General features: G+C 58.3%; 11 protein-coding genes. 8 read left to right on the top strand and 3 right to left on the bottom strand.

Annotated elements, in window-relative coordinates; genetic code table 11:
• Positions 1–17 precede the first annotated feature (17 nt).
• The 5 genes from AC5RV1_RS15645 to AC5RV1_RS15625 all read left to right on the top strand — a co-directional run bounded on the left by AC5RV1_RS15645 (position 18) and on the right by AC5RV1_RS15625 (position 6,075).
• Positions 18–1,892, top strand: coding sequence for a S41 family peptidase (locus AC5RV1_RS15645; RefSeq protein WP_493995227.1), 1,875 nt, complete (start codon positions 18–20; stop codon positions 1,890–1,892).
• Between the two features lie 92 nt (positions 1,893–1,984).
• The gene (locus AC5RV1_RS15640) at positions 1,985–2,689 is read left to right on the top strand and encodes an ABC transporter ATP-binding protein (protein WP_493995183.1); all 705 of its coding nucleotides are present in this window, start codon (positions 1,985–1,987) and stop codon (positions 2,687–2,689) included.
• Positions 2,686–3,954, top strand: a complete 1,269-nt coding sequence (locus AC5RV1_RS15635) for an ABC transporter permease (protein WP_493995182.1) — start codon at positions 2,686–2,688, stop codon at positions 3,952–3,954. The genes AC5RV1_RS15640 and AC5RV1_RS15635 overlap by 4 nt, the downstream gene beginning before the upstream one ends.
• A gap of 36 nt (positions 3,955–3,990) precedes the next feature.
• A complete protein-coding gene (locus AC5RV1_RS15630) occupies positions 3,991–4,617 on the top strand; it encodes a flavoprotein (RefSeq protein WP_493995181.1) in 627 nt (208 codons plus the stop codon).
• Between the two features lie 714 nt (positions 4,618–5,331).
• Positions 5,332–6,075 carry an SDR family oxidoreductase gene (locus AC5RV1_RS15625; RefSeq protein WP_493995180.1) on the top strand — a complete coding sequence of 248 codons (744 nt, stop codon included), beginning with the start codon at positions 5,332–5,334 and terminating at the stop codon, positions 6,073–6,075.
• A 320-nt stretch (positions 6,076–6,395) separates the two neighbouring features.
• On the opposite strand, the gene AC5RV1_RS15620 is transcribed toward AC5RV1_RS15625, so the two are convergent.
• Positions 6,396–6,707 carry a helix-turn-helix domain-containing protein gene (locus tag AC5RV1_RS15620; protein WP_493995179.1) on the bottom strand — a complete coding sequence of 104 codons (312 nt, stop codon included), beginning with the start codon at positions 6,705–6,707 and terminating at the stop codon, positions 6,396–6,398.
• Positions 6,708–6,805: 98 nt separating this feature from the next.
• On the opposite strand from AC5RV1_RS15620, the gene AC5RV1_RS15615 reads away from it, so the two are divergent.
• The 3 genes from AC5RV1_RS15615 (at position 6,806) to AC5RV1_RS15605 (ending at position 8,887) form a co-directional block, all read left to right on the top strand.
• Positions 6,806–7,993 (top strand): HNH endonuclease signature motif containing protein, encoded by a 1,188-nt coding sequence (locus AC5RV1_RS15615; RefSeq protein WP_493995178.1) that lies wholly within the window; start codon positions 6,806–6,808, stop codon positions 7,991–7,993.
• Positions 7,994–8,218: 225 nt separating this feature from the next.
• The gene (locus AC5RV1_RS15610) at positions 8,219–8,380 is read left to right on the top strand and encodes a hypothetical protein (RefSeq protein ID WP_493995177.1); all 162 of its coding nucleotides are present in this window, start codon (positions 8,219–8,221) and stop codon (positions 8,378–8,380) included.
• Positions 8,381–8,662: 282 nt separating this feature from the next.
• The gene (locus tag AC5RV1_RS15605; protein ID WP_493995176.1) at positions 8,663–8,887 is read left to right on the top strand and encodes an Lsr2 family DNA-binding protein; all 225 of its coding nucleotides are present in this window, start codon (positions 8,663–8,665) and stop codon (positions 8,885–8,887) included.
• A gap of 199 nt (positions 8,888–9,086) precedes the next feature.
• Here AC5RV1_RS15605 and AC5RV1_RS15600 read toward each other — a convergent pair whose 3' ends face one another.
• Together AC5RV1_RS15600 and AC5RV1_RS15595 are read right to left on the bottom strand one after the other, a co-directional pair.
• Positions 9,087–10,091, bottom strand: coding sequence for a hypothetical protein (locus tag AC5RV1_RS15600; protein ID WP_493995175.1), 1,005 nt, complete (start codon positions 10,089–10,091; stop codon positions 9,087–9,089).
• A 1,762-nt stretch (positions 10,092–11,853) separates the two neighbouring features.
• Positions 11,854–12,258, bottom strand: a complete 405-nt coding sequence (locus AC5RV1_RS15595) for a hypothetical protein (RefSeq protein WP_493995174.1) — start codon at positions 12,256–12,258, stop codon at positions 11,854–11,856.
• Positions 12,259–13,184 lie beyond the last annotated feature (926 nt).

Here is a 13,184-nt window from a genome sequence, read left to right as displayed (position 1 = left end):
GGAACGGGGACGGCCAAGTGTATGTCGCCTCCAGCCGCTACGCCACCAGCAGGCTGCAACTATGGAACCCCGACACGAGGACCGGCGTTCCAATTGTTCCCACAGAACCTTTGGACTTTCGGGTCGAGGGATTGGCCTCTCACTCAAACGGGATCGTCCTCGCAACGTCAGCAGCAGAAGTACTCAGCCTCGAGATCACTGAGGGCGAAGTCGGAGGCGCCTTCCGGCGTCTGGACCGGAAGGCGGCCCTGCAGGTCTCCGACCTTTACGCCGATCCCGGCTGCCCTTTCGTGACGTGGGTTCACCAGGACGACTTTTCCGCCAAGCGTATTATCGTGGTGAACACCAAGACCGGAGAGCGAGAACAGCTCAACCCCTATGGGCAAGAGCTTCAGAGTCCGGTCATAAGTCGGGACGGCAACGACCTGTTCTTTCTGTCGCGCCCCACAAATCCACTCGTTGGAACTGCGGCTCCCTTTCAGTCGCAGTCCGTATTGTGTGCGGTGCGACTCGACTCCGTTGACGGTGAGTGCCCCATTTCCAAGGACGTGAGGATTCTTGCGCGAGGGGTAGAGAACACATCGGCGTTGGCACTCACAGCTGGCGGGATCGCATCGGTGAACCGATCAACTGCACGCATGATATGGCCTACGCCCGGGCTCTCTGTTAGTGCCGGACGCAGGTTTGTGGGGGATGCTACAACAATTGCATTCGAACTCGACGACGGTCGCTTGCAGGTCGACGCGTTGGTGTTTGAAAGGCATTCGGGCGGAGCGCCCTGGGGAACGCAAAAGGACCGGGCGGCACTTTTCTGGGAAGTCATCCACATCGTGTGCAGTTATGCGTTGCACGGAGGCGACAAACGCTGGCGCGGCGCATCCCTGGATAAGTACAGGACAAGCCTTGAGAGAGTTGAGACGCTGGCCGACACTGCAAGGGTCCTGCGCCAGTTACTCGGCGAACTCGGTGTGTCGCACTCCAGCGTGGCCGGGATCGGCGCTCCTACGTGTAGCCTCGCCGATGATCGGGCGCTCGGTGCAGAAACGTCGTATTTTGATGGTTCCCGACGATGGGTCACACAGGAACCTTCCTTCTCCGGTGCGGGCTATTCTCTAAGCCCCATCACTGGCATTAACGGTTCTGCAATCCCGGCCGGGGTGGATCCGTATGCGGTGCCGTTGCCAGAGTCCAGACACTCGTACGTGACCCTGAGAGTGGCTGAAGCGGGGGAACAAAGGGTTGATCTCGCCTTTCCGGTGACACTGAGCGGTTGGTATGCCGACGAAATTCGGGACTGCTGCGAGATCGTATCCGAGGCGACCCGCGGATCGGCACAATACGTCCACCTGCCCGATGTTTCGACTGCCGGTGTGAAGGCTGTGGAACGCCTGAGTCGGGGTTGGGATGAAGGCATCTCGATTATTGTGGATCTCCGTTCTAACGAGGGAGGGCCTTACGCCGACTACTTGTCCGGCTTGCTTCAAAATTTGGTCTGTCGAAGTTCAGTCATGATTCGGGGCAACGCACGAAATATTCTGCTGGGCGGTCCCCGCAAAGGTATTGTGCTCATCAATGAACGGACAGGTTCTGGAGGCGAAAATCTCGCTGCTGCGCTTTCGCGCTCACCCTATTTTACCCTCGCCGGTGCACGAACTTTCGGAGCTGGAACGGGCTTCACGCGTACCCATAAACTCAGCGCAGGACTGGTAATGACCGTTCCTGAATTTGAGCTGAGAAACTTTGCCAAAGATGCGGGAATCGAAAACCGCGGCGTCGAACCTGATATTGCCATCAGCAGGAGCCCGGAATGCCAGCGACCACTGGCGAATGCAGATCTTTTATCCGCGGCCCGACTGGTAGCCGAGGATGATTACCATGGCCCAATCCCGTGAAGTACGCTGAGACATGTCAAGCCCGACGGCTCGGGTTTGACCTCCGCAGCCTGTCTATCAAATGCAGCAAATGAAAGGGTTCGGTTCACGAAATGCAGTCAGACATTCTGTCCGTGCATGATCTCCGCAAGACGTTTGGCACGGGAAGCGCTGCATTTCAAGCGTTGAAAGGCGTAAGTCTTAGCATTGCCGAACATGAAACACTGGCTATTGTCGGTGCCAGCGGATCAGGCAAGTCAACCCTTCTGCACATGCTGGGCGGATTGGATACGCCCGATAGCGGCAAAGTCCTATACCGCGGCGATGACTTCAACAAACTCACTGAATCAAAACGCAACAAAGTACGGAACCGCGACTTTGGATTTGTGTTCCAGAGCTTCTTCCTGGAAGCAGGTTCCACGGTCCTGGAAAACGTGGAGATGCCGCTGCTGATAGCGAAAGCCAGGAATAGAAGGAAACGAGTCGCGGAAGTGCTGGATCGCCTTGGCGTCGCCGACCGCATTGATGACCGTGTGTCCGGCTTATCAGGCGGCCAGAAGCAAAGGGTGGCCATTGCCCGGGCCATCATAAATGGGCCGGCTGTCATCTTCGCTGACGAACCTACGGGCAGCCTGGACAGCACCAACGGTGCACTGGTTTCTGACCTTCTCTTCGAACTTAATGACAAGGACAAAGTAGCCCTCGTGATAGTCACACACAGCCCGGACCTCGCAGCAAGATGCGGACGTGAGGTTGCCATCGCAGACGGGGCCATTATGCAACCTGCTGCCTTGGCTGGGCACGAGGCGGCGCAGTGAACACCCTTGACCTCGTCCGGTATTCGTTGAAGAACGCCTTCCGTCGTAAGGGCAGGGCGCTGCTGACAGTCATTGCCGTGTTTATAGGTGCCTTCACTTTCACGGTGACGAGCGGTCTCGGCTCGGGAGTTAACAGCTACCTTGAGGCTCAAACGTCCTCTCTTGGGGCAGAAAACACCATCCACGTTACAGCTACAGCATCAACCGCTCTTCTCAGCGAACGCCTCGACAAGTACGACCCTAACCTCACGTCAGCGGTAGCCGGCACGAGTGCGGGGATTCTCAGCGAGGAAAATATAGCCACCATCAAGTCCGCTGTCGGTGACGACAGAGTCATCACGAGCACGCAAACCAACCCGCAGTACATTCAGAAGACCGATGGGGATCGCTATCGGTTCGTATATAACGGGTACTGGCCCGGGAAGAAGGTCAGTTTGGTTGCCGGCGAGCAACTGGACGACGGCCCAGGAAGCGAACCTCAACTTATCCTCCCTTCGTACTCGGTCGAGCCCCTCGGTTTTTCAAATCCAGAGGCTGCAATAGGTCAGGATGTTGTGGTGGGGGTGCTGGATCTTACCGGGACTGTTCGCGAGATCCGGGCACAAGTGAACGGTATTCAGGAACGCTCACTGATCGGCGGCAACCTGCCGTTCGGCAACCAGGCGTTCGACACGCTCTTGCAGAACTATTCGACAACCGGAGCCGAACCGGGAACCGCCCGCTGGTACCCGTATGCCCTCGTAGTTAGCGACGACGTAACCGCCGTGGTGGAGTCGCTGCAAGAGCAAGGCTTCTCTGCCGCAACGGCGGCGCAGACCGTGGGCGATTACCGCTCCGTGGTGAACGGAGTCCTTTTACTGCTGAATCTCTTGGCTTCCGTCGCTATCGGTGCTGCAATGTTCGGCATCGTAAACACACTGCTCATGTCAGTGCAGGAGCGCACCAGAAGTATTGGCCTATTCCGTGCACTGGGACTGTCCAAGGGGCAGGTATTCACCTCCGTGGCCCTCGAGGCATCCATTCTGGGAATTCTTGGTAGCGTCTTGGCCGTTGGAGCAGGAGTGCTGGTGGGTTCCGCAGCGAGTCCTGCCCTCATGGACATTGCGGCACTAAACCTGCCTGGTTTGGTACTTTTCGAGTTCAAATTCGGAAGCCTGGCATCCATCGTCATCGGTGTCGTCTTGGCCACGGTTCTCGCCGCGGCGATTCCCGCAGCAAGAGCCTCACGGCTGGAACCTATGGATGCTTTGAGAGAAGAGCACTAGTGCCGGGCCGCGATAACTACAGCCGGAAGGAGTGCTGTGAACGAAGTTGAAAGACGTCCTTCAGAATTGTGCCTGCCCAGAAATCAGCTTCTGGTAGCGGTCACGGGATCCATCGGCGCGGCCCACACGCCACAATGGATCTCCGCCATAAAGACTTGGTATCCGAATGTCAATGTCCGGGTAGTCATAACCCACAGCGCCAAAAAGTTCGTATCGCCAGACTTCCTGACACTTGTCAGTTCAAACCCTGTTATTGGGCCTGAGTGGCCGGAATTGGCCACGACCGTTACCCACCAGGACGCAGCCCAATGGGCCGACACCATTGTGGTCATGCCCGCGACCCTCAATTGTGTTTCGAAGCTCGCGGCCGGTATCGCCGACAGCCTGATGCTCTCAATTTTGCAGAGCGCCGAGTGCCCAGTAGTAGTGGCACCGTCACTGCCGGGGCAAGCCACCCGAAACCCGATAGTTTTAGCTAACATTGCGAGGCTGAGGGACAGCGGGTTCTTTGTCCTTGGGACGGTCACTCGCCCGGCGGCGAGCACCGGCATTGACTCCCCAGGGGCAATGGCATCACTGCCAACCGTCCTATCGGAAGTGGCCCGGGTCAACGTGACTAGACCCGCTTTCCCGCCCCCACATACAGTTGCCGAGCAAAACTAGCCCTCTGCCTTACATCGATAGGACCCTAAACGACCATGCTATTTGCGATAATCTCCGCTGAAGTCGCCTTTTGGCTAGTCATTGTCCTGGGTCTCGCAGCACGATACGTACTGCGGCGACGTACTCTCGGTGCGATACTTCTTGGGGCCTCGCCGTTCGTTGATCTTGCTCTTCTCATTTTCATAGTGGTGGACCTCCGAGCAGGAGCAGAACCAAACTGGACTCACGGTCTCGGTGCGATCTATCTAGGCTTTTCCGTTGTTTACGGCAAACGTCTGGTGCGCTGGGCGGACCGACGGTTTGCGGCCAGGTACGGGGAACCCCAACCGCGGAAACCCCGGCTTTATGGCACTGAACGAGTACGCCACGAGTGGCGCGAAACAGGGCTCTGGTGGTTCGCCTGCGGGCTCTCGACCGGCGTTCTTGCCGCATGCATCGCGCTGGTCGGCGGACCTTCATCGGCCGGGCCCCTCGTTGATTGGATATGGCGTCTGGCCGTGGTGGCTGCAGCCGCCCCGCTAGTCCCCATCGCCTACATCCTCTGGCCCGCAAAGCCACCTAAGGAGGCCCCGACCGGATCCAGTCGGGGCTGAGTAGTTCGAATTCATGAGTTGGCGCCTAACCTAAACCTTCTCGATAGGAACAACCCGTCGGAGCGCGATGGGCCTGGGTGAACACGCCAGCATCACCCCTAATCACTGATGGGAAGCATTGATGGAGTGTATGCAAAACAGGACTGCTATCGTCACCGGATCCTCCCGCGGTATTGGCGCCGAAATTGCCTTGAAACTGGCCAAAAAAGGCGCGGCGGTGGTCGTGAACTACCGCCAGAAAGTACGCCGGGCCGTCAGTGTCGTCCAAAGCATCGAGGAAGCCGGGGGCCAAGCTGTCGCGGTGGGTGGGGACCTGACTTCGCCAGAGGACATCCGAGTCCTGGCCGCTGCGGCCATCCATCACTTCGGGTCGCTGGATATTCTGGTCCTGAACGCTTCCGGCGGCATGGAAACCGGCAAGCCCCATGACTACGCTCTAAAACTCAACCGTGATGCGCAAATCGACATGCTCGATGCAGCTGCGCCCCTGATGCCCGCCGGTTCCAGAGTTATCTTCGTGACAAGCCATCAGGCCCACTTCATTAATTCAGTTCCCACAACAGCGGATTACGAGCTCGTGGCACGTAGCAAGCGCGCGGGTGAGGACGCACTGCGGGAGCGTATACCGGCCCTGGCGGAACTCGGCATCACCTTAGCCATCGTTTCCGGGGATGTAATCGAAGGAACAATGATGACGACCCTGCTCGAGCGTGCAACTCCCGGCGCAATCCAAGCTCGTCGGGAATTGGCTGGCAAGCTGTACTCCGTCGAAGAGTTCGCTGCTGCGGTTGCTGACATGGCGACGGCTGAAATCGAGTCTGGCCATATCGAGTTTGTTGGAGGAGCCCGACATTTTTGTCGATGACTTGTCGTCGATCCTGGGAAATTGCATGCTCCGGCGTTCCAACGATCGTCGCAACACCAACTGAAAGTGGTGTTGTTTCAGGCGTTTCATAAGCCGAACATATTAGGGTTTCTTCTCAACCAAGCATGAAACGGATCCTCCGGCATCGGGAAAGCCTTTTTCCCAGAAGCCCTCGGCGAGCAAGCCGTCGAAGCCGTTCGGCGTTTACTTCAATGAACTCATTGTGGAAATCCACCATTTCGGCGTCCACTGTGATGCGACACGCTGGTGGAAGCGTCAGCTGGGTTGCCATGTGCGGGCATTGCAAACGGTTTCCACTGCTACCGGCCCATAGGTCGCCGGCCGCCCCGGTATGGCACCTTCTCCGCAGACGAATCCGGCGGGCGGAGTAGGGCGTTCACTGGTACTTCAAGCACGTCGGCGATATCCCACAGCCGCTCGTAAGCCACGCTCTTCTTGCCCCACTCGATCCCGATGATCATGTTGCGGCTCAACCCTGACTCCAGGGCCAGCGCTTCCTGGGAGAGAGCCTGCTCAAGTCGCAGCTCCCTTATCCGCGCCCCAACCAGTGCCCTGCGTTCCGCCCACCGGAGGGTCTGCTCCTCAGAGGACTGATGCGGGCGAGTGGGCATAATTCAATGCCAACCAATATTGTCCCCCTTGTCTGCTCTACTAGTGATACAAGCAAGGCAATCGTGTCTTCGCGCACTGATTCAGGGTGGTGCAAACGATGGAAGCCGGTAAGGAAGAGCCAGCGGCCGCCGACACTAGTTCCGCTTCACTTTCCTCCTCGAGGTCGGGCAAAGAATCGTACGGCGACGAGACTGCGACCCCCGCGGTCGGACTTCCCTCGACAGTTCAGACGAGCGCGTCCGACCGAGCGCGGTTCTATGCCAAGACGTCACGGGCTGCCAGCGGGTGCCTGCTTTGGACTGCCGGCGTATCGAACAAGGGGTATGGAAAGTTTGTGCTGGGCGGGAAGACGATGGGAGCCCACCGGGCGGCATGGGTTTTAGAGTATGGCGAGGTGCTGTCCCCGGATCAATTGTTGCTGCACTCCTGTGACACCCGCCTGTGCGTCGAAATCGCGCATCTGAGAGTAGGCACGCACGAAGAGAACATGGCAGACAGAAAGGCCCGCGGCCGCTACAACACATCGCGTGGGTTTAACAACCCATTTGCGCGGTTCAACGATGCGGAAGTAGCCGACATGCGTCTCTTGATCGAGCGGGGAGTCAGCTATAAACAGATCGCCGAAGTGTATGACTGCACCCGGCAGTACGTGCGCTTGATCGCCGAGGGAAAGTTGAGAGCCACAGCAACAACCGCACCCTCACCGTTCGTGCTGGCCAAGTTGGAGCAGGATGCCATGGCACAGGCCCGCCGGGCTAGGGCCGCTGAGATCACTGCGATTGTCCACCCGGAGGATGCAATTGACGGGGAAGAGTGGCGACCAACCCGGTTCGACGGGTACTGGGTCAGTTCGATGGGCCGGGTCCGAGGTCGGAACAAAACTATCCTGAAGCCTTACGTCACAGTCGCAGGGTACGCCGTGGTGCACTGCGGAAAGGGAAACCCGAGAGGTGTGCACGTCCTCGTCTGCGAGGCCTGGAACGGTCCACCACGCGGTGATGGGATGCACGCTGCCCACCACAACGGGAACCCGCTAGACAACAGGCCCGACAATCTTCGCTGGGCCACCCCCTTGGAGAACATTGGGCAGGACAGGCTCCGTCACGGTACCGTGCCGAGGGGCGAAAACCATGCGAACGCAAAGCTAACGCGGGAAATAGCCAGAGCTATCCGTGAGCAGCTTCCCGGTCCACGCGGAACGATCGCACGTCTGGCCCGGGAACATGGCGTCACCAAAACGGTGATCATGCAGATTCGGGATAACGTCACCTGGCGCGACACGTAGAAGCTAGTTCCATCCGTAGGTTTGCAGGTTAGGCGCGTAACTACTGCTACAAGTCAGGAAAAGCGTGAAGAGATCCCTGCTGCCAACGTCCTCATCTGCAGTGGTCCAAACGTTTTCGTAGTCGGATGCATAGTTGGACTAACGCCGGTAACATTCAACGATTCCAATGGCTGTGGCTCTGCGTGGTTCCCCGGAGTCTGCCTACCCGGCGTGCACAATTCCTCGATGGGCATCTCGATGACCCTGCTCATCGGCGCAGCGGCAGGGATCGCAGGAACGGTTATCCCAAGCCAGCACGAACCCCTCGGCAAAAAGTCTGGGGGCGAACAAGTCGCACGGCAAAAAGAAATCCTCCCAGAAGAAGAAAGCTCGTCTCGCCACTCCTGAGCGTGAACCGGCTGAGCCTCACGGCAAAGCGAGTCCACACTGCGCTTCCTCACTATTGACCAAGTTCCGAAGAACTGAACGGCGGCATACCGCTGGTTCGGGCGTTGCTAAAGAGTCGGGAACTGCGCTGGCTGGAAGTTGGCGCCAGGGCTATGTGGCGCATCGCCATGGTTCTCCAAGGTACCCAAAGACGCGAGCGGTGCTGGCCGTCGGCGATGAGGATGACGCAGTATCGAAGAGGGTCCGAGGGGAAACGACGGGGCGAGAAGGAGGAGCTGCAGTGTGTGCTCCGCCCGTACATCGAGGTCGGCCGTAAGCAGCGCACCGGCACCACAGCCAGACGCCGCCCTACTTCCCGCGGCAGTGCTTCCAGCACTTGCGAAGGTCCGTGGCTGGGCACCGGAACACGGCATCATGATCAGTGACCGTGGCCGAATCGGTGTTGAGATGCTGGCCCAGTACGCAGCAGCACACGAGCCAAGGAGACCCCCTGCAGCGCTCCCTTGAAAATTGTTCGTTGCTGAGAGCGGAAGGTGATAATTCCCGTAGAAGGTTTGGGGGTCGAAAACTCCAATGAGTACCGGAACGCCGCCAAAATTTATGCAACCTTTAGACGGGGACATCCCTTCCATCAGGTCCGCGCCTAAGTGCACCGGAGGGGTACTCATGAAACGCACCGAAACTGAAGGCTAAGCCACGAGGGCTGCTACTGCTTCGGTGCCGGCGAGTACGTAATCCTGATCTCTTTGGGTTCTGCAACAGGCTGTATGGATGCAACCTCGGGGACGAGGACCTCAAATTTCCATACTTCACAGTCCTTATCTCGCGGTAAAGTCTGTACGGTCTGCCTTGTGTCACTCTTCTCAAGTACGAGGACCAGGTAATTGTTTGCGGTGGTGTCGAGGCATCCTGCGATGTCCGCTGTCTCCGTTATGCGCGCCCATGCTGTTGTATCCCTTCCCGGTGTGAGGTAGGCAACCTGTCCCCGAGGTGCCGGATCCTCGGAAGCTGCGCCTACTGGGTCGGCCGGGCGACTAAGTGCAAACAAGAAACCGACTGAGCTCACAACTGCTAGCGCAATAAGCACCACAAGACCCCCGCGCCAGCCAAACGGCCGAAAAAAGTTATTTCTCACCCTGTTGTAAGCATCCCGATCCAGGATGCTGCTCTGCCATTCTCCGAGCGCTGTTCGGTATTTGATGGCGTCATCGTACGCCTGTTGAGCAGCCGCTTTTTGACTGGGGCTGGCTAGATTGAGTTGCTCGCGGAGAGTAACAATGAGCGCATCAATGTTCCGGAGCGCCTCCCTGAAATCCTTCAGTGTTGTGTACTTGGGAGGAAGGAGGCGTTCTTCGCGCAGTTGGTGGAGTGTCTTTTTGTCCAGTGTTGAGAGGCTCACCATCACAGGCATGAATGTTATTCCTACAACAAAGATGAGCCCGATGATTCCACTAAGGCCGAGCACTGCCAATCCGATCGCGATGATCATCTGCATCTGATCTTCTGGGTCCTGCCACGAGAACGGCAGGCCCTTGATGATGGGGCCAGCACCGAAGATTGTCGCTCCGATGAGCCCCAGCGAAGCGATGGTCCATTTTGCGGCGGCACGAAGTTCTGCAGTCGCCGTCGCCCAGTCACGCGTCGGCTTTATTGGCTTTGTTTCTTCAGGCACGGCGGTCAGGATCATTTCCGTCCCGAGGGTGCTTGTCACCCGTCGGCGGCTCTATACCCTCCTCCAATTTCCACACGCCACCCCTAAAGACCATCGGAAAGCCATCAATTTCTTTCCTCTCGCCTTCTTTTCCTTCCGGTAGTGCGTTCATATTTCCCTCATAATGACGATGGCAGTTGAGTCCGGTGCTCACCGCGCAAAGCGACTTGATAACGTCGATCATCCTGCTTGGGCCGCTCAATGTGAAGAGGCAAATTGACGCAGTGTTGTATGCGAACCTGTCACCCTGCAGGTACTCGATTCGGAGTCCCTGCGCACAGGTTTATCACCTGCGTCTCTTGTCACCTCTTCGGTGATGGTTGCAGCACATCTTTTCGTGGTTCCCGGTCGTTGTGGATTCACCCCTGCCTCTTGCGCAAGCGGAAGGCACATGGTGGTTTCACCCCTGCCTCTTGCGCAAGCGGAAGGCACATGGTGGTTTCACCCCTGCCTCTTGCGCAAGCGGAAGGCTCATGGTGGTTTCTCCGCCGCCTCTTGCAAAGCCATGTCGCTGCTCTCCCATGTACTCCCGCGTTTTAGACCACTTGCACCTCCGGCGCCCGGCGCGCCTCCCGGCCTGAGTTCACGCGCTCCGGGCAGGAAAAATGTTGCCCGGGATCTGACACGGCTTCCGCGCCTCAGGTGACGCGGCGTCGTCAAAAAAATGGTGCACAGGGCCTCCCAGCAGGCACCGGGCCGTTCTTCCATTGGGTGTGCGGCAATTTTGAGCGGGCTTGATGCGAACTCATGATGGACCCGCCAACCCTTGCGTAGGGCGCACATTGTCCCCTGAGGTGTGCTTACGTACAGGATCCTCGCGATGTCCGTGTCGCCATTTATTACAGCCCCGTCGCCAAGCGACGGCGGTCTTTGCCCGGCAACCGCGCAACCCAGCTTCCCGGGAATGAACGTGGCCCGCTTTGCAACTAAGACAACCGGTACTTCAATCACGAACCATAAGGCTGCAGACGGGCGTAGCCTTTTTGCAGGGACGAACGGGATCGTTAGGGATGATCCATACCAGGATGCGAATAGCCAGCACGTCGAAATAGATGGGCAGGTCATTAGCCGCCCTGTCGATTGAGTCAGCCGGTACAACTGTTGAGAGGAAGAGAATCATGGACCCCGTAACAGCAGGTATCGTGCTGGCAGTGGTCGGCATGGCGCTGGTCGTCCTGTGTGCGGCGCTGGTGCGCCGGTGGAGCAGGGAGAACAGAGGGAAGTACCCGGAGCGATTTCCCGGGTCGCACCGGTTTTTTGAAATCAACCGGGAGCCGAGACGGCGACTTCACTGAAAGGGGTGGGGGTAGACCCCCTTCGGCATCGAGTTGCCGCCCGGCCGTCATAGCGCCTCCGGTACCGTACGGGTTTGGGAGGAATAAATATGATTTATACATCATGGAGTGCAGGGCCTACAGGGCTCCTGCACCTCTCACAGGCTCGCGACCACGGGCCCTAAGGCCCACTCATAAATAACCTCAGCCGTACAGGTCCTCGACGCCTAACTTGTCGAGGCCCCGATCAAGGCATCGGACAATTTGGTTGCCCAGGGAGGGCAACCGGGGCCATGCTCTGCTGCTGGAAAGTGGTCGCACAAAGCGACCACACGGCCGACCAATGATTTCGTGCCGTTGGTCAAGGGAACGATTGTTATCAGGGCGCACCCCGGTGCAGCGCCCTGATCCTCTTCCTCTGGCCCTATAATAAGGCTCGCCAGCCTACCCGCTATCGGCTATGGCTCGCCTTATTTAGAATGAGGTTTTCAAAATGGCGGCAAAGGCCTTCCGTCCCGCCACGGCGGGACAACCCCGAATTGGGAGTCAAGACCTTCCCACCAGGCAATCTCTTCAGCAGTCCAGACATGCCACCCGCCAAGAGGTTCGCCCCATATCTCATCCTCCGGATATTGGATCCCCGGAATGCGGAACGTGTGGATCGAAGTTGTATTCCATCTGGCCTTCTTCTTCAGAAGACCGGCGGCACGAGCCTTCTGCCAATGGGCCGTAACAGTCGCCTCCGCCTTCAGCCCGGTAAGTAAGCAAATGATTAACCGGTCGACGGCGGTTTGGCGGCTGCCTGCGTAGTCGACCATGGCACGCAAGGTGTTTTCACGGGACCCTTGAGCGCTGACTGCTTGATCGCTTCGTGATAAGTCTGAACCGTCCACTGAATTACGCTTGCCTCAGCGGCCCGGCGGCGATCCAAATAGAGGGCTCGGATACCTTGATCGCGCCTTTGCGGAACTGACATGAAGACTCCAATTTGGAAAAGTGTCCCTTGGCCGTGCACATAAACTGTGCCTGCTGGCTGTTGAAGAGTTTGGGCTCACGTGCGGTGTCCGGCCCAACAAGAAACGGTGTCCCAAGGGGCGTATAGGATCAGGGTTCCCGGCTTTTGCACGAACGGCAGTCAGGGCAATTTCATTGACGTCCTCAGTCGTCGGCGCTCCTGCTGGCGCCAAGCAACCTACCGTTGTCAGAATTTCGGCGCCTGTCGCCGCTAGTGGCCTGTTCCCGGGCGGAGCTGCCTGGACAGCTTGGCCCCATGCCGGGGACTCAGTGAACGCCAGTGATTCGCTTCCCCGACGGGGAATCGGGCGACAAGAGGCCGGCACTCCTGGCAGGGCGGCTTGGACTTCGAAAAGCCCAACTGGTGGCCCCATGCTGCCTGGGCGGCACAGGGGCCGCAAAGACCCAGCTTCACGTAGTGCTTCTTGTTGCAATCAAAGGTCCGAGCCTGCCGGAGGGTCTCGACCCTCTTTCCTTTGGCAGGCCGGGGTACGTAGGCGGTCATGGTTTCCCTTTCGGGTGTTGGATCGCGGGCATCAATTACGGGTGCACACCGCAAGAAAAGTTGCTGAGTTACGCGGAGCTTGCTCCGCCCTCCGGGCTGCGCGGCGCTCCGCTTGCCTTGACAGGCGAATCGATGATTCATGGGGGAGCTGGCGGGTACTGGCCCTGCCCTGAAGGCAGGGACCATAACCTCCGTTACCGGGATGGCCCTGCCCTGAAGGCAGGGACCATAACCTCCGTTACCGGGATGGCCCTGCCCTGAAGGCAGGGACCATAACCTCCGTTACCGGGATGGCCCTGC

It is taken from the genome of Arthrobacter sp. Hb9-2 (assembly GCF_059091165.1).
The sequence above is the reverse complement of the archived record's forward strand: the minus strand, read 5'-3'. Positions and strand labels throughout refer to the sequence as shown.